The organism is Erythrobacter sp. SCSIO 43205, from assembly GCF_019904235.1.
GTDB lineage: Bacteria > Pseudomonadota > Alphaproteobacteria > Sphingomonadales > Sphingomonadaceae > Erythrobacter.
This window is the reverse complement of sequence record NZ_CP063202.1, coordinates 2,480,068-2,499,185: the sequence shown is the minus strand read 5'-3', so window position 1 is coordinate 2,499,185 and position 19,118 is coordinate 2,480,068. Positions and strand designations below refer to the sequence as shown.

The 19,118-nt window shown below is 56.3% G+C and carries 33 protein-coding genes; 31 read left to right on the top strand and 2 right to left on the bottom strand.

The window, feature by feature from the left end; all coding sequences use genetic code 11:
• Positions 1–49 precede the first annotated feature (49 nt).
• From tuf to INR77_RS11745, 23 genes are all read left to right on the top strand, one after another.
• On the top strand, positions 50–1,225 hold the full coding sequence (gene tuf / locus INR77_RS11855; RefSeq protein ID WP_223071248.1) for an elongation factor Tu: 1,176 nt from the start codon (positions 50–52) through the stop codon (positions 1,223–1,225).
• Positions 1,226–1,562: 337 nt separating this feature from the next.
• The gene (gene rpsJ, locus INR77_RS11850) at positions 1,563–1,874 is read left to right on the top strand and encodes a 30S ribosomal protein S10 (RefSeq protein WP_006831877.1); all 312 of its coding nucleotides are present in this window, start codon (positions 1,563–1,565) and stop codon (positions 1,872–1,874) included.
• 250 nt (positions 1,875–2,124) lie between these two features.
• A complete protein-coding gene (rplC, locus tag INR77_RS11845; protein ID WP_223071247.1) occupies positions 2,125–2,892 on the top strand; it encodes a 50S ribosomal protein L3 in 768 nt (255 codons plus the stop codon).
• Positions 2,893–2,895: 3 nt separating this feature from the next.
• The gene (gene rplD / locus INR77_RS11840) at positions 2,896–3,519 is read left to right on the top strand and encodes a 50S ribosomal protein L4 (RefSeq protein ID WP_223071246.1); all 624 of its coding nucleotides are present in this window, start codon (positions 2,896–2,898) and stop codon (positions 3,517–3,519) included.
• Entirely contained in the window at positions 3,512–3,823 is a 312-nt protein-coding gene (locus tag INR77_RS11835) for a 50S ribosomal protein L23 (protein ID WP_223071245.1), read from the top strand. Before rplD ends, INR77_RS11835 begins: the two co-directional genes overlap by 8 nt.
• On the top strand, positions 3,823–4,659 hold the full coding sequence (gene rplB, locus INR77_RS11830) for a 50S ribosomal protein L2 (RefSeq protein ID WP_223071244.1): 837 nt from the start codon (positions 3,823–3,825) through the stop codon (positions 4,657–4,659). The genes INR77_RS11835 and rplB overlap by 1 nt, the downstream gene beginning before the upstream one ends.
• A 7-nt stretch (positions 4,660–4,666) precedes the next feature.
• Complete coding sequence (gene rpsS, locus INR77_RS11825) at positions 4,667–4,942, top strand: 30S ribosomal protein S19 (protein WP_223071243.1); 276 nt, start codon at positions 4,667–4,669, stop codon at positions 4,940–4,942.
• On the top strand, positions 4,942–5,319 hold the full coding sequence (gene rplV / locus INR77_RS11820; protein ID WP_223071242.1) for a 50S ribosomal protein L22: 378 nt from the start codon (positions 4,942–4,944) through the stop codon (positions 5,317–5,319). Before rpsS ends, rplV begins: the two co-directional genes overlap by 1 nt.
• 3 nt (positions 5,320–5,322) lie before the next feature.
• On the top strand, positions 5,323–6,018 hold the full coding sequence (gene rpsC, locus INR77_RS11815) for a 30S ribosomal protein S3 (RefSeq protein ID WP_223071241.1): 696 nt from the start codon (positions 5,323–5,325) through the stop codon (positions 6,016–6,018).
• Positions 6,019–6,045: 27 nt separating this feature from the next.
• On the top strand, positions 6,046–6,483 hold the full coding sequence (rplP, locus tag INR77_RS11810) for a 50S ribosomal protein L16 (RefSeq protein ID WP_223071240.1): 438 nt from the start codon (positions 6,046–6,048) through the stop codon (positions 6,481–6,483).
• The gene (gene rpmC, locus INR77_RS11805; protein ID WP_223071239.1) at positions 6,483–6,686 is read left to right on the top strand and encodes a 50S ribosomal protein L29; all 204 of its coding nucleotides are present in this window, start codon (positions 6,483–6,485) and stop codon (positions 6,684–6,686) included. The genes rplP and rpmC overlap by 1 nt, the downstream gene beginning before the upstream one ends.
• 10 nt (positions 6,687–6,696) lie before the next feature.
• Positions 6,697–6,987 (top strand): 30S ribosomal protein S17, encoded by a 291-nt coding sequence (rpsQ, locus tag INR77_RS11800; protein ID WP_223071238.1) that lies wholly within the window; start codon positions 6,697–6,699, stop codon positions 6,985–6,987.
• 100 nt (positions 6,988–7,087) lie between these two features.
• Positions 7,088–7,456, top strand: a complete 369-nt coding sequence (gene rplN / locus INR77_RS11795; RefSeq protein WP_223071237.1) for a 50S ribosomal protein L14 — start codon at positions 7,088–7,090, stop codon at positions 7,454–7,456.
• A 1-nt stretch (position 7,457) separates the two neighbouring features.
• On the top strand, positions 7,458–7,778 hold the full coding sequence (gene rplX / locus INR77_RS11790; protein ID WP_223071236.1) for a 50S ribosomal protein L24: 321 nt from the start codon (positions 7,458–7,460) through the stop codon (positions 7,776–7,778).
• Positions 7,771–8,349 (top strand): 50S ribosomal protein L5, encoded by a 579-nt coding sequence (gene rplE / locus INR77_RS11785; RefSeq protein ID WP_223071235.1) that lies wholly within the window; start codon positions 7,771–7,773, stop codon positions 8,347–8,349. Before rplX ends, rplE begins: the two co-directional genes overlap by 8 nt.
• 53 nt (positions 8,350–8,402) lie before the next feature.
• A complete protein-coding gene (gene rpsN, locus INR77_RS11780) occupies positions 8,403–8,708 on the top strand; it encodes a 30S ribosomal protein S14 (protein WP_223071234.1) in 306 nt (101 codons plus the stop codon).
• Positions 8,709–8,719: 11 nt separating this feature from the next.
• Complete coding sequence (gene rpsH, locus INR77_RS11775) at positions 8,720–9,115, top strand: 30S ribosomal protein S8 (protein ID WP_223071233.1); 396 nt, start codon at positions 8,720–8,722, stop codon at positions 9,113–9,115.
• Positions 9,115–9,648, top strand: a complete 534-nt coding sequence (gene rplF / locus INR77_RS11770; protein ID WP_223071232.1) for a 50S ribosomal protein L6 — start codon at positions 9,115–9,117, stop codon at positions 9,646–9,648. The genes rpsH and rplF overlap by 1 nt, the downstream gene beginning before the upstream one ends.
• Position 9,649: 1 nt before the next feature.
• Positions 9,650–9,994 carry a 50S ribosomal protein L18 gene (rplR, locus tag INR77_RS11765; protein WP_223071231.1) on the top strand — a complete coding sequence of 115 codons (345 nt, stop codon included), beginning with the start codon at positions 9,650–9,652 and terminating at the stop codon, positions 9,992–9,994.
• Complete coding sequence (rpsE, locus tag INR77_RS11760; protein WP_255573767.1) at positions 9,994–10,797, top strand: 30S ribosomal protein S5; 804 nt, start codon at positions 9,994–9,996, stop codon at positions 10,795–10,797. Before rplR ends, rpsE begins: the two co-directional genes overlap by 1 nt.
• A gap of 6 nt (positions 10,798–10,803) precedes the next feature.
• Positions 10,804–10,980: a 50S ribosomal protein L30 gene (gene rpmD, locus INR77_RS11755; protein ID WP_223071230.1), complete on the top strand. Its 177-nt coding sequence runs from the start codon at positions 10,804–10,806 to the stop codon at positions 10,978–10,980.
• A 255-nt stretch (positions 10,981–11,235) separates the two neighbouring features.
• Positions 11,236–11,688 (top strand): hypothetical protein, encoded by a 453-nt coding sequence (locus tag INR77_RS11750; RefSeq protein WP_223071229.1) that lies wholly within the window; start codon positions 11,236–11,238, stop codon positions 11,686–11,688.
• A 168-nt stretch (positions 11,689–11,856) separates the two neighbouring features.
• Entirely contained in the window at positions 11,857–12,264 is a 408-nt protein-coding gene (locus INR77_RS11745) for a hypothetical protein (RefSeq protein WP_223071228.1), read from the top strand.
• An 84-nt stretch (positions 12,265–12,348) separates the two neighbouring features.
• Here the strand turns inward: INR77_RS11745 and INR77_RS11740 are convergent, their stop codons facing one another.
• Positions 12,349–12,639 carry a type II toxin-antitoxin system RelE/ParE family toxin gene (locus INR77_RS11740; protein WP_223071227.1) on the bottom strand — a complete coding sequence of 97 codons (291 nt, stop codon included), beginning with the start codon at positions 12,637–12,639 and terminating at the stop codon, positions 12,349–12,351.
• Positions 12,632–12,886: a type II toxin-antitoxin system ParD family antitoxin gene (locus INR77_RS11735; protein WP_223071226.1), complete on the bottom strand. Its 255-nt coding sequence runs from the start codon at positions 12,884–12,886 to the stop codon at positions 12,632–12,634. The genes INR77_RS11740 and INR77_RS11735 overlap by 8 nt, the downstream gene beginning before the upstream one ends.
• Positions 12,887–13,051: 165 nt before the next feature.
• Here INR77_RS11735 and rplO point away from each other — a divergent pair, with 165 nt between their 5' ends.
• The 8 genes from rplO to INR77_RS11700 all read left to right on the top strand — a co-directional run bounded on the left by rplO (position 13,052) and on the right by INR77_RS11700 (position 19,084).
• Positions 13,052–13,537, top strand: coding sequence for a 50S ribosomal protein L15 (rplO, locus tag INR77_RS11730; RefSeq protein ID WP_223071225.1), 486 nt, complete (start codon positions 13,052–13,054; stop codon positions 13,535–13,537).
• A gap of 147 nt (positions 13,538–13,684) precedes the next feature.
• Positions 13,685–15,049, top strand: coding sequence for a preprotein translocase subunit SecY (gene secY, locus INR77_RS11725; RefSeq protein ID WP_223071224.1), 1,365 nt, complete (start codon positions 13,685–13,687; stop codon positions 15,047–15,049).
• 87 nt (positions 15,050–15,136) lie between these two features.
• Positions 15,137–15,784, top strand: a complete 648-nt coding sequence (locus tag INR77_RS11720; RefSeq protein WP_223071223.1) for an adenylate kinase — start codon at positions 15,137–15,139, stop codon at positions 15,782–15,784.
• A gap of 192 nt (positions 15,785–15,976) precedes the next feature.
• The gene (locus tag INR77_RS15930) at positions 15,977–16,324 is read left to right on the top strand and encodes a hypothetical protein (RefSeq protein WP_255573766.1); all 348 of its coding nucleotides are present in this window, start codon (positions 15,977–15,979) and stop codon (positions 16,322–16,324) included.
• Entirely contained in the window at positions 16,260–16,745 is a 486-nt protein-coding gene (locus INR77_RS15925) for a hypothetical protein (RefSeq protein WP_255573765.1), read from the top strand. The genes INR77_RS15930 and INR77_RS15925 overlap by 65 nt, the downstream gene beginning before the upstream one ends.
• A 331-nt stretch (positions 16,746–17,076) precedes the next feature.
• Entirely contained in the window at positions 17,077–17,445 is a 369-nt protein-coding gene (gene rpsM / locus INR77_RS11710) for a 30S ribosomal protein S13 (protein WP_223071222.1), read from the top strand.
• Positions 17,446–17,508: 63 nt separating this feature from the next.
• Positions 17,509–17,898, top strand: a complete 390-nt coding sequence (gene rpsK, locus INR77_RS11705; protein ID WP_007164597.1) for a 30S ribosomal protein S11 — start codon at positions 17,509–17,511, stop codon at positions 17,896–17,898.
• A 130-nt stretch (positions 17,899–18,028) separates the two neighbouring features.
• A complete protein-coding gene (locus INR77_RS11700) occupies positions 18,029–19,084 on the top strand; it encodes a DNA-directed RNA polymerase subunit alpha (RefSeq protein ID WP_223071221.1) in 1,056 nt (351 codons plus the stop codon).
• Positions 19,085–19,118: the final 34 nt, after the last annotated feature.

Genomic DNA, 19,118 nt, shown 5'->3' with positions numbered 1-19,118 from the left:
TTTTCTCCCCGCTTACAATGCACATTTGAATAAAAAGGTTATTAGAGAAATGGCGAAGGAAAAGTTTGAGCGTAATAAGCCGCACTGCAACATCGGCACCATCGGTCACGTTGACCACGGTAAGACGACGCTGACAGCGGCTATCACGAAAGTTATGGGTGCTGCTGTCGATTTCGCAAACATCGACAAAGCACCTGAAGAGCGCGAGCGCGGCATCACCATCTCAACCGCACACGTTGAGTACGAAACCGACGCACGTCACTACGCACACGTCGACTGCCCAGGTCACGCTGACTATGTTAAGAACATGATCACCGGCGCGGCACAAATGGACGGCGCGATCCTCGTTGTGAACGCTGCTGACGGCCCAATGCCACAAACTCGTGAGCACATCCTTCTTGCACGTCAGGTTGGTGTTCCTGCTCTCGTTGTTTACATGAACAAGGTTGATCAGGTCGACGACGAAGAAATCCTCGAACTGGTTGAACTCGAAGTTCGCGAACTTCTCAGCGAGTACGGCTTTGACGGCGACGAGATTCCAATCGTTAAGGGTTCGGCTCTCGCAGCTCTCGAAGGCCGCGATCCAGAAATCGGCGAAAACTCCGTGAAGGCTCTGATGGACGCTGTTGACAGCTACATCCCACAGCCTGAGCGTCCAGTTGATCAAGACTTCCTCATGCCGATCGAAGACGTGTTCTCGATTTCGGGTCGTGGTACGGTTGTGACCGGCCGTGTTGAAACCGGCGTTGTGAACGTTGGCGACGAAGTTGAAATCGTCGGCATCAAGGACACCACCAAGACGACCGTCACCGGCGTTGAAATGTTCCGCAAGCTGCTCGATTCCGGTCAAGCAGGCGACAACATCGGTGCGCTTATCCGCGGTGTTGGCCGTGACGAAGTTGAGCGTGGTCAGGTTCTCGCAAAGCCAGGTTCTGTTACCCCGCACACCGAGTTCTCGGCAGAAGTCTACGTCCTTTCGAAGGACGAGGGTGGCCGTCACACGCCATTCTTTGCAAACTACCGTCCGCAGTTCTACTTCCGTACGACTGACGTAACCGGCGAAGTGATCCTCCCAGAGGGCACCGAGATGGTTATGCCTGGCGACAACGTGACCATCAACGTCAAGCTGATCGCTCCGATCGCTATGGACGAAGGTCTGCGTTTCGCTATCCGTGAAGGTGGCCGTACCGTTGGTTCAGGCGTTGTGGCTAAAATCACCGCCTAATTCGGACTGAGCCTTTCAAGGCTTGCACGAGATAATGAGGCCCGGCCCACGAGAGTGCGCCGGGCCTCTTATTATGTAAGCCAAATTTCCTACAGGGGAGGTGGCTTTTCGGCATTGCGATAAATCGAGAGAAATTCTGGGTTGCCAGAATCCAACAGCCTCGATATACGCGCGCCAACTCCAGCGGCGATTCCGTTGCCGTTGAATCGAAATTCATGGGGCCTCCCATTCCGGACCACTCAATTTGATGGTGCGGGGCAGGGCGGGCCTTTTACTTTTTGTAGGGCGGGTTTCCCCGGAAGCTACGTTCTCTGGCTCTTTCGCATTGGTATAGGTAATGGAAGCACAGAATATCCGTATTCGCCTCAAGGCATTCGACCACCGCGTTCTCGATCAGGCAACTGGCGAGATTGCAGATACAGCTCGTCGTACGGGTGCTCTTATTCGTGGCCCCATTCCTATGCCGACGCGCATTGAGAAGTTCACCGTGAACCGCGGTCCGCACATCGACAAAAAGTCGCGTGAGCAGTTCGAAGTTCGCACTTACAAGCGTCTGCTCGACATCGTGCAGCCGAACGCCCAGACCGTCGATGCGCTGATGAAGCTCGACCTCGCTGCTGGCGTGAATGTTGAGATCAAACTCGCCTAAGCGATGATCTCTCCGCCCTTCAGGTGGGCGTAAAACGATCTGAGAATTTGGGCCGCCATTGGCCCTGCTGATCAAAGGGTCGGCAAGACATATGGATACCGCCGGATATATCCGGGCTGAGTCCTCCGTCTCGCTCAAAAGGCCAACTGGCCTCGAGAGCATCAGCCCAGACGGGGCTCAGGCAAAAAATTTGGGTTGGCACGCACCTTGGGGATGGTCCTCTGGGTGCCTCTGTAAGGAGTACACGACGATGCGCACTGGCGTGATCGCGAAAAAGGTTGGGATGACCCGCCTCTTCCAGGAGGATGGACAGCACGTGCCTGTGACTGTTCTTTCGCTGGAAGATTGCCAGGTCGTTTCCCACCGCACACAGGACACTGACGGCTATTTTGCTGTTCAACTGGGTGCAGGCGAAGCAAAACAAAAGAATGTAAACAAGCCGCAGCGCGAGCATTTCGCGAAGGCGGGCGTGGGCCTTAAGGCTCGCATGGCAGAGTTCCGCGTGGATGGCGAAGAGGGTCTTGTACCTGTTGGCTCGCTCATCAGCGCAGAGCACTTTGTGAATGGCCAGAAGGTCGACATCACCGGGCACACCCAAGGTAAGGGTTTTGCAGGTGCGATGAAGCGCTGGGGTTTCGGCGGTCTTCGCGCAACCCACGGTGTTTCGATCTCTCACCGTTCGCACGGTTCGACGGGTAACCGCCAGGATCCGGGCCGCGTGTTCAAGGGCAAGAAGATGGCTGGTCACATGGGTGACCGTCAGCGTACGCAGCAGAACCTCGAAGTGGTTCGCACCGACGCTGAGCGTGGCCTTCTCTTCATCAAGGGTTCCGTCCCCGGCTCGAAGAATGGCTGGCTGCTCGTTCGCGACGCTGTGAAGCTCAAGCACTCTGACGATCTGCCGTTCCCCGGCGCTGTCGTCGAGACTGCTGCTCCTGCGCAAGAAGCCGCACCTGCTCCAGAAGCTGAAGCGCCCGCCGCTGATGCTCCTGCAGCTGACGAAAATAAGGAGGGCTAAGCCATGAAGGTGAAGGTCCAGAAAATCGACGGGAAAGCCTCGGGCGATATCGAACTCAACGATGATGTGTTCGGTGTAGAGCCTCGCGCTGATATCCTGCATCGTGTTGTCACTTGGCAGCTCGAAAACCGCCGCGGTACGGCGCGTCCAACGCGTGAGCGTTCAGATGTTGCTCGCACGGGCAAAAAGTTTGGTCGTCAAAAGGGTGGTGGTACCGCTCGTCACGGCGATCGCGGTGCTCCGATCTTTATCGGTGGTGGTAAGGCCCACGGCGCGCGCAAGCGTGACTTCAACCAGTCGCTGAACAAGAAAGTTCGAGCAATGGGTCTGAAAATGGCTCTTTCGACCAAAGCCAAAGACGGTCTTGTTGTTCTCGATAGCCTCGAGTTGAAAGACGCTAAAACGCAAGCTCTCAAGGCTCACTTCGACAAGCACGGCTTTGCCGGCAAAGTCCTTGTGATCGACGGTGAGGCTGTGGACGCTGGTTTCAAGCGTGCTGCAAACAACCTCAAGGGCGTAAACGTCCTGCCGGCAGCTGGCGCGAACGTCTACGACATTCTCAACCACGACACGCTTGTCCTGACCAAGGATGCGGTCGCTAAGCTGGAGGCGCGTTTCAATGGCTAAGAAAGACGCAGTTGACGCGCGGCACTATGACGTGATCCTCGCCCCTCACATCACCGAGAAATCGACCATGGCGTCGGAATCGAACGGTGTTGTGTTCAAGGTAGCGAACGACGCGACCAAGCCGCAGATCAAGGAAGCGGTGGAAGCCATCTATTCGACCAAGGTCGTCTCGGTGAACACCATCCTTGTTAAAGGCAAAACCAAGCGCTGGCGGGGCAAGCCCTACAAGCGTTCCGATTTCAAGAAAGCAGTGGTGCGTCTCGCCGAGGGCGAAATGATCGATATCACTGAGCAGGTCGGCTAATGGCACTTAAGAATTACAACCCGACAAGCCCGGCTCGCCGTGGCCTTATTCTGGTCGACAAAACTGGCTTGCACAAAGGCGGCCCGGTAAAGTCGCTCAGCGAAGGCAAGCGCAAGACTGGCGGCCGTAACAACAAAGGCCATGTGACATCACGCGGTATCGCTGGTGGTCACAAGCAGAAGTACCGCATCATCGACTTCAAACGTCGTAAGTGGGATATGGCAGCGACTGTGGAGCGTATCGAATACGACCCTAACCGCACCGCCTTCATCGCGCTTATCAAGTATGAAGACGACACGCTTGCCTACATCATCGCACCTCAGCGTTTGGCTGTTGGTGACAGCGTGATTGCTGGCGAAAAGGTCGACACCAAGCCTGGCAACGCCATGCTTCTGGGTCAAATGCCGGTCGGCACCATCTGCCACAATGTGGAGATGAAGCCGGGCAAGGGCGGTCAGATCGCTCGCTCTGCTGGTGCGTATGTCCAGATCGTTGGTCGTGACCGCGGCATGGTGATCGTTCGCTTGAACTCAGGCGAGCAGCGTTACCTTCGCAGCGATTGCATGGGCACGGTTGGCGCGGTTTCTAACCCTGACAACCAGAACCAGAACTTCGGTAAGGCCGGTCGCACTCGTTGGAAGGGCCGTCGTCCTCTCACTCGTGGTGTTGCGAAGAACCCAGTTGATCACCCCCACGGTGGTGGTGAAGGCCGGACCTCTGGTGGTCGTCACCCAGTGACGCCATGGGGCAAACCGACCAAGGGTGCTCGCACTCGTAAGAACAAGCAGACGGATAAGATGATCATCCGTTCGCGTCACGCTAAGAAGAAGAGGTAAGCGCACGATGGCACGTTCCGTCTGGAAAGGTCCGTTTGTCGAGCTCAGCCTTCTCAAGAAGGCCGAAGAGGCACAGGATGCCGGCAATGCAAAGCCGATCAAAACCTGGTCACGCCGCTCGACTATTCTGCCGCAATTCGTTGGCCTGACGTTCAACGTTTACAACGGTCAGAAATTCATCCCCGTAGCTGTTTCGGAAGAAATGGTTGGCCACAAGCTTGGTGAGTTCGCTCCTACGCGCAACTTCCCCGGCCACGCGGCTGACAAGAAGGGCAAGCGATAATGGGTAAGGCAAAGTCTCCCCGCCGCGTTGCTGACAACGAGGCTCTGGCAGTGGGCACGCAAATTCGCGGCTCCGCTCAGAAGCTGAACCTCGTTGCCGAGCTTATCCGCGGTAAGAAAGCTGAAGAAGCTCTCAACATCCTCGCGTTCTCCAAGAAGGCGATGGCGAAAGACGCCAGCAAGGTTCTCGCATCCGCGATTGCCAATGCGGAAAACAACCACGATCTCGACGTCGATGCGCTCGTCGTTGCTGAAGCATCGGTTGGCAAGTCGATCACGATGAAGCGTTTCCATACGCGCGGTCGTGGTAAGTCGACGCGCATCCTGAAGCCATTCAGCAAGCTGCGCATCGTTGTCCGCGAACAGGAAGAGGCATAAACCATGGGTCAGAAGAGTAATCCAATTGGTCTGCGTCTTCAGATCAACCGCACTTGGGATAGCCGCTGGTACGCCGAAGGGCGCGACTACGCGGGGCTCCTCGCTGAGGACATCAAGATCCGTAAGTACATCCTTGAGAACCTGCCACAGGCAGCGATCTCCAAGGTTGTGATCGAGCGTCCGGCGAAGCTTTGCCGCGTGTCGATCTATGCGGCTCGTCCGGGTGTCATCATCGGTAAGAAGGGTGCAGACATCGAAAAGCTGCGCGCCAAGCTTTCCACGATGACTGAGAGCGAAGTGAAGCTGAACATCGTTGAAATCCGCAAGCCGGAAATCGACGCCAAGCTCGTTGCTCAAGGCATTGCCGATCAGCTTATTCGCCGTGTGGCATTCCGCCGCGCGATGAAGCGCGCCATGCAATCTGCTATGCGTCTGGGTGCTGAAGGCATCAAGATCGTATGCGGTGGCCGTCTTGGCGGCGCTGAGATTGCCCGTGTCGAGCAATATCGCGAAGGTCGTGTGCCGCTGCATACGCTGCGCGCCAACATCGATTATGCGGAAACCGAAGCGCTTACCGCTTACGGCATCATCGGTATCAAGGTGTGGGTCTTCAAAGGCGAGATCCTTGGCCATGATCCGACCGCGCAAGATCGCCTGATGATGGAATCGCAAACCTCAGGAGTGCGTCCGGCTCGCTGAGCTGGACCGCATGATAGGTAAGAGAAAATGCTGCAACCAAAGAAAACCAAATACCGCAAGGCGTTCAAGGGCAAGATCCATGGCAACGCCAAGGGCGGCACCACGCTGAACTTTGGTTCTTATGGCCTCAAAGCCATGGAGCCAGATCGTATCACAGCGCGACAGATCGAGGCGGCTCGCCGTGCGATCACGCGTGCGATGAAGCGTCAAGGTCGCCTGTGGATCCGCGTGTTCCCCGATGTGCCGGTTTCGAAGAAGCCTGCTGAAGTTCGTCAGGGTAAGGGTAAAGGCTCTGTTGAATACTGGGCAGCCCGCGTGAAGCCAGGCCGCATCATGTTTGAACTTGACGGTGTACCAGGCCCAGTGGCCGCGCTCGCATTCGAACGCGCTGCTATGAAGCTGCCGATCAAAACCAAGGTCGTTGCCCGTTTCGGCGACACCTCGCACTTGGGAGGTGACAAGTAATGGCTACCACTGAAGACCTGCGCGCAAAGACCGACGATCAGCTTTCAGCTGAACTGACCGAGCTTAAGCGCGAGCAGTATAACCTGCGTTTCCAAGCTGCGACCAACCAGCTTGAGAAGCCGTCACGCATCAAAGAAGTGCGCCGCACGATCGCTCAGATCAAAACGCTCCAAAACGAGCGTGCCGCGGCTGCAAAAGCGTAAGGAGTAGACAATGCCAAAGCGTATTCTTACCGGTACTGTCAGCTCTGACAAAACCGACAAAACCGTGACCGTTCTGGTCGAGCGTAAGGTGAAACACCCTCTCTACGGGAAAATCATCCGTCGCTCGAAGAAGTATCACGCGCATGACGAAGCCAATGAGTACACCATTGGTGATGTCGTTCGTATCGAAGAAACCAAGCCTATCTCAAAGACCAAGACATGGATCGTGAAAGACCGTGTTGTGGCCGGCGGGGTTCAGGCGGTTGAAGCTGACCTCGATGTCGAGGCAGCGGGTAACTAATTGACGCGTCTTCCTTTTGGGGAAGGCATTTTGACGATGGAACTGCTGAGCCCCGGTCACAGTCGGGTGTCCCAGTAAGCCAAGAGAAGGAACCGGATCCATGATCCAGATGCAATCCAATCTCGACGTCGCGGACAACAGCGGCGCAAAGCGCGTCCAGTGCATTAAAGTACTGGGCGGGTCTAAGCGGCGTTTTGCCTCCGTTGGCGACGTGATCGTAGTCTCTGTTAAAGAGGCTCAGCCGCGCGCTAAGGTGAAAAAAGGCGACGTACACCGCGCCGTCATCGTGCGCACCAAAAAGGACGTTCGCCGTAAAGACGGCAGTGTGATCCGTTTCGACAGCAACTCTGCTGTTCTGGTGAACAAGTCGAACGAGCCTATTGGTACTCGTATCTTTGGCCCAGTTGTTCGCGAGCTTCGCGGCGCGGGCTTCATGAAAATCATCTCGCTTGCTCCGGAGGTGCTCTAAGATGGGTGCTGCTAAGATCAAGAAGGGCGACGAAGTCGTCGTATTGTCGGGCAAGGACAAAGGCCGCAAAGGCACTGTCCAGTCGGTCATGCCAAAAGAGGGCAAAGTTGTCGTCGAAGGCGTGAACGTTGCAACCCGTCACCGCAAGCCGAGCCAGATCAACCCGCAAGGTGGCATTGAGCGTTTCCCCGCTCCGATGGACATCTCCAAGGTTGCCGTGGCTGATCCAAAGGATGGCAAGCCCACCCGCGTCCGCTTTGAAGAAAAGGACGGCAAGAAGGTGCGCGTTGCTGTAAAGAGTGGGGAGGCAATCGATGGCTGATTACACACCACGCCTTAAAGCCAAGTATGACGACGAAATCGTCAAGGCGATGACTGAGAAGTTTGGTTACACCAACCGTCTCCAGGTCCCTCAGATTGAAAAGATCACCCTCAACATGGGTGTTGGCGAAGCAAGCCAGGATAAGAAAAAGATCCAGACGGCTGCTGAAGAGATGGCGCTGATTGCTGGTCAAAAGCCGGTTATCACCCGCGCGAAGAAGTCGATCGCTCAGTTCAAACTGCGCGATGGTATGCCCATTGGTTGTAAGGTGAACCTTCGCCGTGCGCGTATGTACGAATTCCTCGATCGTCTTGTGACCATCGCGATGCCTCGTATCCGAGATTTCCGTGGCCTCAACCCTAACTCGTTCGACGGCCGTGGCAACTATGCCATGGGCATCAAAGAGCAGATCATCTTCCCAGAGATCTCTTACGACAAGATCGAAAAAGTCCGGGGTATGGACATCATCGTAACCACCACCGCCAAAACCGACGAAGAAGCTCGCGAGCTCCTGCGTTTGTTCGGCTTCCCCTTCCAAGGTGAGGCAGGCGATCAGAAAGAGGCGGCCTAACTAGGTCCGTCTCTTCCATGACAGCAATTCAATAGGAAGAGAGCTTAAGTCCAATGGCGAAACTGAGTTCGATCAACAAGAACGAGAAGCGCAAAGCTCTCGTCAAGAAGTACGCAGCGAAGTACGAAAAGCTGAAGGCAATCGCGAATGACGAGAGCCTTGATGAGAGCGAGCGCCTGATGGCCCGCCTCAAAATGGCTGAGCTTCCTCGCAATGCGAACCCAACCCGCGTGCGCAATCGCTGCGCCACCACCGGCCGCCCACGCGGCTATTATCGCAAGTTCGGCATCAACCGGATCGAGCTGCGCAATCTCGGCAACCGGGGCATGATCCCCGGTCTGACCAAGTCGAGCTGGTGAGGAGCTAACAGATGGCTATGACCGATCCACTGGGTGATATGCTCACCCGCATCCGCAACGGCCAGCGTGCGAAAATGGACAGCGTCCTTTCGCCCGCGTCGAAGCTGCGTGCAAACGTTCTCGAAGTTCTCACTCGTGAAGGCTACATCCGTGGCTATTCCGACGATGCTTCGGGCAAGCACCCACAGCTTCGCATTGAGCTGAAGTATTTCGAAGGCGAGCCTGCGATCAAGCACGTTGCTCGCGTATCCAAGCCGGGCCGCCGCGTCTATTCGGGTTCACAAGAGATCCCGACTGTTCGCAACGGCCTTGGCATCACCATCGTCTCGACCCCGCGTGGTGTCCTTTCGGACGCTGAAGCGCGCGAAAACAAGGTCGGCGGCGAAGTGCTTGCGGAGGTCTTCTGATGAGCCGCATTGGTAAAAAGGCAGTGGCGATCCCTTCGGGGGTTACAGCCACAATCGATAACGGCACTCTCACCGTTAAGGGTCCAAAAGGCACCCTTTCGATGGGTCTGTCAGACCTCATCACCTATAAGGTGGAAGGCGACGAGATCGCTGTGAACCCGGCGAATGACAGCAAGCAGGCACGCTCTTTTTGGGGTATGCAGCGCACGCTGGTTTCGAACCTGGTTGAAGGCGTGACCGAGGGCTTTTCGAAGACACTGGAAATTTCCGGTGTTGGTTACCGTGCTAAGGCGCAGGGCAAGACCCTGAAGCTTGAGCTTGGTTTCAGCCACGACGTCGATCTCGAAGTGCCTGAGGGCCTCACCGTTAACACGCCCGATCAAACCACGGTTGAGATTTCCGGCATCGACAAGCAGGCCGTTGGTCAGTTTGCTGCTGAAATCCGCAAGTGGCGCAAGCCTGAGCCTTACAAGGGCAAGGGTATCAAGTATCGCGGCGAGTATATCTTCCGCAAGGAAGGGAAGAAGAAGTAAGATGGCTAAACTATCTCTCTTTGAACGTCGCCGTCGCCGTGTGCGCACCGCTTTGAAAGCGCGCAGCGGAGGCAAACCACGCCTTAGCGTTCACCGCACTGGCAAGCACATCTACGCACAGGTCATTGACGATGCAGCGGGTAAGACCGTGGCAGCCGCTTCGACCCTTGGCGCAAAGACGTCGGGTGCCAATGTCGATGCCGCGACCCAAGTTGGTAAGGACATCGCAGCCGCTGCCAAGAAGGCCGGCGTGACCACTGTTGTGTTCGATCGCGGCGGGTTCCTGTTCCATGGCCGCGTGAAAGCGCTGGCCGATGCCGCTCGTGAAGGCGGGCTGGAGTTCTAATGATGGCTGACGAAAACAAACCAGAAGAAGCAGCAACCGAAAGTGCTGCAACCGATACAGGGGCAACCGAAACTCCGGCTGTTGCTGAAACGCCTTCGCAGGCGGCTGACGATCAGTCGGCTGCGCAAGAGCCTTCGGATCAACCTACCGAAGCGCCTGCTGAAGAGCAACGGGGTCGCGGTCGTGGTCGTGGTGGTAACAACCGCGATGGTGGCGGTCGTGGACGCGGTCGTGGCCGTGGCCGCGACAATAAGCGCGAAGAAGAAGATGATGGCATCATCGAGAAGCTCGTCCACATCAACCGTGTCTCGAAAACGGTTAAAGGTGGTAAGCGCTTTGGCTTTGCAGCTCTCGTAGTTGTTGGCGATGGTCAGGGCCGCGTTGGCTTTGGTCACGGTAAAGCGCGCGAAGTTCCAGAGGCGATCACCAAGGCAACTGCCGCTGCTCGCAAGAAGATGATCCGCGTTCCTTTGAAAGAAGGTCGCACGCTGCACCACGACGGCAATGGCCGTTTTGGCGCCGGCAAGGTCACCGTTCGCACAGCGCCTCCGGGTACTGGTATCATCGCCGGTGGTCCGATGCGCGCCGTGTTCGAGAGCCTGGGCGTGGCCGACGTTGTCACCAAGTCTGTGGGCACTTCGAACCCATACAACATGATCCGCGCAACGTTCGCAGCGCTCAGCGACCAGACTTCGCCGAAGTCAGTGGCTCAGCGTCGCGGCAAGAAAGTTGCCGACCTTCTGGGTCGTGGCGGTGCCAGCGAAGCTGAAGCGGCAGTCGATGCCGCTGCAATTGCGGAGTAATCCATCATGGCTACCATCAAAATCAAGCAGATCGGTTCGCCGATCCGTCGCCCTGAGAGCCAGCGCAAGATCCTGATCGGTCTTGGCCTCAACAAGATGCACAAAGTTGTCGAGCGCCAGGACACCCCTGAAGTTCGCGGCGCGATCGCCAAGATCCCGCATCTGGTGACGGTAGTCGACTAACTCCAAGTCGATAGCGACATTCAAGACGGGCCCGTCATGCGATAGCAGCATGGCGGGCCCGCTTGCGTTTGGGCCGCGAGTTGTCGCGCTTGTGCGCTCCTGCGAAAGCAGGAGCCCATCATCGACGTCCGAAGCTGGACTCCTGCCCTTCGACGGGCTCAGGAGAGCCTTTCGCAGGAGCGCACGAGAGTGGTTTTACAGAACCGAGAGTGCTACCCCTCACGCTCACCGTTTGCGCGGTAGGGGACTGAAAATTTGAACCAATCGAGAACCGTGGCGGTCTGTGCCTGCCTGATGGCGAGCATCAGCCTATCGGCCTGCGCCACTACAGCTGCACCGGGGACCTCAGCAGAAATCGTGAAGGACCTAGCCCGCGAGGCAAAAGCAATCGCGCGCGGACGCGGCTACGCAAGCTCGCAAGCCTTCAACGGCGGCGTGCTCGAGGAGCGCGAGACTGGCACGCTGCGCTACACGCTCAAAGGCGGCGAGCGCTACATCGCAATTGGCCTGTGCGATGATCAGTGCAAAGACATCGACCTCGGCATCTACGATGACGAGGGCTCCGAAATCGCCAGCGACATCCAAGAGGACGCCATTCCGATTGTGGAGCTCGCGCCCGAGGACGATCGGGTGGCGGTCTTCCGGGTGAAGATGATCCGCTGTGATGCGGAGCCGTGCCAGTATGGGGTGGGGGTTTATCGGGAGTAGGCCGAGCGGTGCTGATTGCAATCAGGCCCGAAATTGAGCATCAAAACGGCGAAAGTCTCAAGCGAAAAAACTGGTTGAGACTTCGGACACAAATCATGAGGGCTGTAAGTGGTAGGACGTATAACTCTGCTTTTACTTTTCCCCATGCTGTTAGGTGGGAGCTGGGTGATGTCCGTGGAAAATACAACGGGCGCGGGACGTCCGGTCTGTTTGGCGAAACTTAGTCAACCCAGCCGTGATGCGATAATTGAACAGGGAGTTTGGAGCCACCTACAAGCCTTGCCCGAAATCCGCGCAGTAGTTTTTGGCGATGATGGTGTGAAGGGAGGCGATTCTGATGCTCAGATCGATCTTGTCGCGGTTGATCAATTCCTTACGAAGTATCCAAATTGTTGCAGGATTGCCACGCCCGGGGAGGGAATGGGAAGAGTCCGGAAGACTGTCGATCTCCTTTTGGGCCGCGAGGCTGTTTATGTTTCGGTCGTCAACCCAACGCTGAAAAGTGAAGCAGGCAATCAGATTTATCAGAGTGGCTATCGCGTTGATGCTTGCTCGAATAACCTGGATAGAAAATAATATTGTTTGCCAAACCGAAGCTCATTCCTCTTGTCATGGCCCCTCTAAGTCGCAACAAAAATTGGTGAAGTGAGAACTATCGAGTTATAAATGCCGCTCAAAATCCATGCTGTGATGGAGCACGCGAACGATCAGGATTTCATCGTCCGTTGGCAGATAGAAAACTACGTGCGCCTGTTGTCTAATCCGTCGCAGTCCCGGTGCGAGTTCCTCGGCGCTGCGGCCTAGATGCGGGTTGGAGAGGAGGGCATTGAAGCACCCCCGCAACTGGTCGCGATATTTGCGGGCTTGGCTCTCTCCAAATTCGGCAGAAGTGTATTGCGATATTGAGACAAGATCATTGTCAGCCTGACGGCCGATCAACAGTTTACGCATTGGCTTTTCGAGCGCGCTCTTCACCCTCTGCCCAGATTTCATCGAGCGAACGCTCACTCACGCCGCTGTCCAGACCCTCGGCAATCGCCTCGCGCAGGTCGGAGAGCTTGGTCTGCTCCTCTTGGTCGCGGCGCAGGAGGTCGCGGATGTATTCGCTGTCATTGGTGAACCCGCCGCGCGCAATCTGCGACTTGATCCAGGCATCCTGAGTGTCGCTCAGCGTGATGGTTTTTCTGATCGTGGCCATAATCTGCTCCTCAAAAGCGGACTATCATACTATTGGTGCAGGTTTCAAGGGAAGGCCCCCCATTTCCCCTTGCGCCCCCGCTCACTTCCCGCTAGTGGCGCGCCTTCCAAATAGCGCGTTGCCCCGTGGTGGGGCCGTATCTAGAAAGCGAAAGCGAGTGCAACGATGAAACTCAACGACATCCGTGACAATGATGGTGCCCGTAAGGGCCGTATGCGTGTGGGCCGTGGTATCGGCTCTGGCAAAGGTAAAACTGCTGCACGCGGTCAAAAAGGTCAAAAATCCCGTTCAGGTGTAGCGATCAACGGCTTTGCCGGTGGTCAAATGCCGCTCCATATGCGTCTGCCAAAGCGCGGCTTTAACAACCCGTTCGGCAAAGACTTTGCAGAAGTGAACACTGGCATGGTCCAAAAATGGATCGACGCCAAGAAAATCGACGCCAAGAAAGACATCACCGAAGAGGTCCTTCGCGAAACCGGCCTTGCGCGCGGTGGCAAGGACGGCGTTAAGCTGCTTGGCAAAGGCGAAATCAAAGCGAAAGCCAAATTCGTCGTCACCGGCGCAACCAAAGGCGCGATTGCTGCGGTTGAGAAAGCCGGCGGCAGCGTCGAAGTGACCGCTCCTGCAAAAGCTGCAGCGGACGCTGAGTAATCAACTTTTATCGTCCCGGTGCGGCATTTGAGCGCACCGGGATGATGAAAAGTGACACGCAGGGTTCGACAATTCGCCCTGCTATTCCTATCTAGGCCTCCATGTTCCGCGACACAGCGGGCGAGATCCACGGGATAGACTATAAAAATGGCTTCACGCGCCGATAATATCGCCAGCAATTTGAACCTGGGCAATTTTGCTCAGGCAACCGAACTGCGCCAACGCATCTGGTTCACCATTGGTGCGCTGATCGTGTTCCGCTTTTTGAGCTTTGTGCCGCTGCCCGGGATCAACCCGCTGGCTCTGGACCTTCTGGCTCAGCAGAACCAGGGCACGATCCTTGATATGTTCAATATGTTTACCGGCGGTGCGCTGGCGAATATGAGCCTCGTGGCGCTTGGCGTGATGCCGTATATCACCGCATCGATCGTGGTGCAGATGGCCTCGGCGCTTCACCCAACGCTTGCCGCTCTTAAGAAAGAGGGCGCAACGGGCCGTCAGAAACTCAACCAATACACCCGTTACGGCACAGTGTTCCTTTGCGCCATTCAAGGGTACTTCCTTGCCACCGGCCTTGAAAGCTATGCCGGGCAGCAAGGTATCGCTGCTGTGGTTGAGCCGGGTTATATGTTCCGCATTGGCGCAGTGATCAGCCTTGTCGGCGGCACCATGTTCCTGCTGTGGCTGGGTGAGCAAATCACGGCGCGCGGTATTGGTAACGGCGTTTCGCTTATCATCATGGCCGGTATCGTCGCCCAATTCCCGGTCTTTGCCATGAATATGTTCGAAGGCGGTCGTACTGGCTCGATCGCACCTGGCATCATCATCGGCTTTTTGGCGATGGTCGTGGTGCTCATTCTTTTGATCAGCTTTGTCGAGCGAGCTCAGCGCCGCTTGCTGATCCAATATCCCAAGCGTGCAACGCAGCGCGGCATGATGCAGGCTGATCGCTCGCACTTGCCGTTGAAGCTCAACACTGCAGGCGTTATTCCGCCGATCTTTGCAAGCTCGCTTCTGCTTTTGCCTTTGACGATCAGTTCGTTTGCGGGTCAGTCAATCGATACGACCTCGACATCGGGCAGCTTGATCCAGTCTCTGAACCAGTATCTCCAGCATGGCGAGCCGATTTACATGACGCTCTATGCGCTTGGCATCATCTTCTTCTGCTTCTTCTACACTGCGGTTGTCTTCGATCCGGAGGAGCACGCGGAAAATCTGAAGAAAAATGGCGGCTTCATTCCAGGCATTCGTCCGGGCAAGCGCACGGCGGAATATCTTGAATATGTGCTCACCCGCATCACCGTCGTTGGCGCGATCTACCTCACCGTAGTCTGCGTGGTTCCTGAGTATATGATTGCTCAGACAGGCATTCCGCTGTTCCTTGGTGGGACCAGCCTTCTGATTGTGGTGAACGTAACCGTGGATACGATCAGCCAGGTGCAATCGCATTTGCTCGCGCACCAATATGGCGATCTCATCAAAAAGGCTAAATTGAAAGGCCGGATGCGTTAAGGCATCACAGGAACGATATTCGACACGGCTGCGTTGATGGGGGACTGCCCCGATAATATCGCGCGGTTTAGAGAGGGGCGTTTTTTCGTGAACATCATTCTTCTTGGACCTCCCGGTGCGGGCAAAGGGACGCAGAGCGCAGGGCTTGTTGAGCGCCATGGCATGAAGCAGCTATCGACCGGCGATATGCTTCGCGCAGCAGTGGCTGAGGGCACTCCGGTCGGGCTTGAGGCCAAGGCGATCATGGACCGGGGCGAGTTTGTATCTGACGAAATCGTCTCGAAGCTAATCGATGACAATATCGCTGCCATGCCAGCAGACCAGGGAGCGATCTTCGATGGCTATCCTCGCACTGCGGCTCAAGGTGAGCAATTGGACGAAATCCTCGCAAAGCACGGCCGCAAGCTTGATTATGTGATTGAACTCAGCGTTGATCTTGACGCTCTGGTTGAACGCATCACGGGCCGCTTTTCCTGTGCCAATTGCGGTGCGCTCTATCACGACACTGCCAATCCGCCTGCGAAAGAGGGCGTTTGCGACAATTGCGGTTCCATAGAGTTCAAGCGCCGCCCCGACGACAATGAAGAGACGGTGCGCACCCGCAACAAGGAATACACCGAGAAAACCGCCCCTATCCTTCCCCGCTATGAAGAGCGCGGCATCGTAAAGCGGGTTGACGGTATGGCTGATATTGACGCGGTTGCTGCTTCGATTGACGCTGTCCTCAAAGGCTGATCTCGGCTTTTTGGCAAGAGCGGCCTTTTCACCGCACGCATGACACTCTAACGCATTCCTCCCACTTCGGGAGGAGAAGAATTTTGCGCGATCGCAACCCCACCAATTTGCTTGCCCCCCTTTCGCTTGGCCTGTGCGGGCTTGGCCTGTGCGCGCTAGGCGCGTCACCGGCGCTGGCTGAGGTGGGTCGAGGTGCATGACGATCATTTCATCACTAAGGCCGAGGCCGTTGTCGATGCTGATCGCAAGGCGACATGGCTTGCATTGATAAGCCCTTCGCGTTGGTGGTCGAACGAGCACACATGGTCAGCGGATGCCGCGAACTTGCGGCTGACCCCGCAGGCGGGCGGTTGTTTTTGTGAAACGATCCCTGAGACTGAAACTGCCGATGGCGGCTTCACCCTGCAAGGCAGCGTGGAGCATATGCGCGTTATTCAGGCCTATCCTGAGGTGGCTTTGCGGATGAAGGGCGCGCTTGGTCCTTTGCAAAAGCGAACCAGTCGCAGGGATCCTTACGATCGCGCTCAGCGAGGCGGATGAAGGCCCTGATGGTGAAGCGCGCACGCGTATCGTGTGGGAATATAATGTGGGCGGCAAGATGCGCTATCCGATCCCGGTAATCAGCCAGGCGGTTGATGGGGTGATGACCTTGCAACTGACTGGTCTTGCCAAAGAGCTTGGCGTGGTGGTGGCGCCTGTTGCACCAGGTGCAGAGTCGTCTGGCGAGGCTGATGAAGCAGCGGACGGAGCAGGGGACGGAGCAGCGGACGGGGCAACAGGCGATACTCCAGACGATGCGGGTGAGGGGTCTGAAGCTGATAGCGATGCACCTGTCACGATTGATCCAGAAGAAGCCTTGGAAATAGCCACAGAGGAAAATAACACAGGCGGATCGCGAGAGCCTGCCGACGAGCCTCAAGGCCCGAGTGTCGACGAAGCCTTTGGCGATTTTGGTGAGTAGGACGGGTAAAAACGTTTCGCAAATCCACTGACTGGTTTTGACGCTTATCGCCGTCTTGGATATGATGCCCTTGTAATGTGTGAGCGACCGCTTATTTGGGCGGCTCGCCTTGGTTTGTGCGTCTTACGGTTGACGGATAGTTTCAACTTCCGTAAGCGCCCTTTCATTCGGTAGATTCGAATCTTGTCCGGCAAGCGCCGCCTATTGTGGTGCAACCCGGACTTTTGTTGGTTCAGGGCCTGTTTGGGTCTTAGGTCGACCGATTATTTTTAGCGTCGAGATAAAGGTCGGTGATTACGCACCAAAACCTTTGTGGAGCATGGAGAATTAAGTGGCTCGTATTGCCGGGGTAAACATCCCCACAAACAAGCGTGTAATCATCGCGCTTACCTATATTCACGGGATTGGCCGCACAACGGCTGTCCAAATCGCTGACAAGCTGGGCATTTCTCACACTACTCGTGTGCAAGACCTCACCGATGAGGAAGTTTTGCGCATTCGTGAAACGATTGATGCTGATTACACGGTGGAAGGCGACCTTCGTCGCAACACCGCGATGAACATCAAGCGTCTGATGGACCTGCGTTCTTACCGTGGCCTTCGTCACCGTAACCAGCTCCCCGTTCGCGGGCAGCGCACTCACACCAATGCCCGCACCCGCAAGGGTAAGGCCAAGCCGATTGCAGGCAAGAAGAAGTAAGCTGGCCGGGCTTTTTGGCCCTGCGTTCAAGCACTCTTCTGACGAGTTAAAGGAATATATGAAATGGCACGCGAACCCGGCAAAGTAAGGCGCCGCGACAGAAAGAACATCACCTCTGGTGTTGCTCACATCAATGCAAGCTTCAACAACACGATGATCACCATCACCGATGCACAAGGCAATGCGATCAGCTGGTCCTCTGCTGGTATGATGGGCTTCAAAGGCAGCCGTAAGTCCACCCCATACGCAGCGCAGGTCGCAGCGGATGATGCGGGCAAGAAAGCAGCCGAGCACGGTGTGCGCACGCTGGAAGTTGAAGTGAAGGGCCCAGGTTCAGGCCGTGAGAGCGCGCTTCGCGGTCTTGCAGCTGTTGGCTTCAATATCACGTCAATCCGCGACGTGACGCCGATCCCGCACAACGGTGTGCGTCCTTCCAAGCGTCGCCGCGTCTAATCCGGCTGACGTTTGATCCCACCCAAGGGGCGGCGGCCGCTGCTCCTTCAACGGGCTCACAGATGCTGACGAGCGCTTTGAGTCCGAACTTTAAATCAACCCGCTAACGTAAGCGACTTAGGGGAAATCCATGTCCGTCAATATGAAGAACTGGCAGGAACTGAAGAAACCCAACGCTCTCGAAATCAAGGAAGGTGGCGACAAACAGCGCAAGACCACTTTCGTCGCCGAACCGCTGGAACGCGGCTTTGGTCTGACTTTGGGCAATGCGCTGCGCCGTGTGCTTTTGTCGTCGCTTCAGGGCGCGGCAATCACCTCGATCAAGATTGAGAACGTGCTGCACGAATTCTCATCGCTCGCAGGTGTGCGTGAGGACATCACCGATATGGTCCTCAACGTAAAGCAAATCGCTCTTAAAATGGAAGGTGAGGGGCCAAAGCGTCTCCAGCTTTCTGTAACCGGTCCTGCGACTGTTAAAGCAGGCGATATTGCCGTGACCGGCGACATCGAAGTGATGAACAAGGATCTCGTCCTGTGCCATCTCGACGAAGGCGCGACGCTCAATATGGAGCTGACCGCTGACGTGGGCAAAGGCTACGCTCCTGCTGTTCAAAACCGTCCGGCTGATGCGCCGATTGGCCTCATCCCTGTGGACTCGCTTTATTCGCCTGTTCGTCAGGTGAGCTATAAGGTAGAGAACGCGCGTGTCGGTCAAGAGCTCGACTACGACAAGCTCAGCCTCACTGTCGAAACCGATGGCACTGTGACCCCGGAAGATGCCGTGGCTTATGCTGCACGCATCCTTCAAGACCAGCTCACCTTGTTCGTCCACTTCGAAGACGGCATTCCACAGCCACAAAGCGCAATGATCGGTCAGGCAGCGACCCCGCAAGAGGACGATGCCAACCAGCTTAACCGTTACCTCTTGAAGAAGGTCGACGAGCTTGAGCTTTCGGTGCGTTCGGCAAACTGCCTCAAGAACGACAACATCATCTACATCGGCGATCTGGTTCAAAAGACCGAAGCCGAGATGCTGCGCACGCCAAACTTTGGCCGCAAGTCGCTCAATGAGATCAAGGAAGTGCTGTCTTCCATGGGTCTGCGCCTCGGAATGGACATCCCCGGATGGCCGCCTGAGAACATCGAAGAAATGGCCAAGAAGTTGGAACAAGAGCTGCTTGGCTAACTACCACCGTCACCCCGGCGTAGGCCGGGGTCCA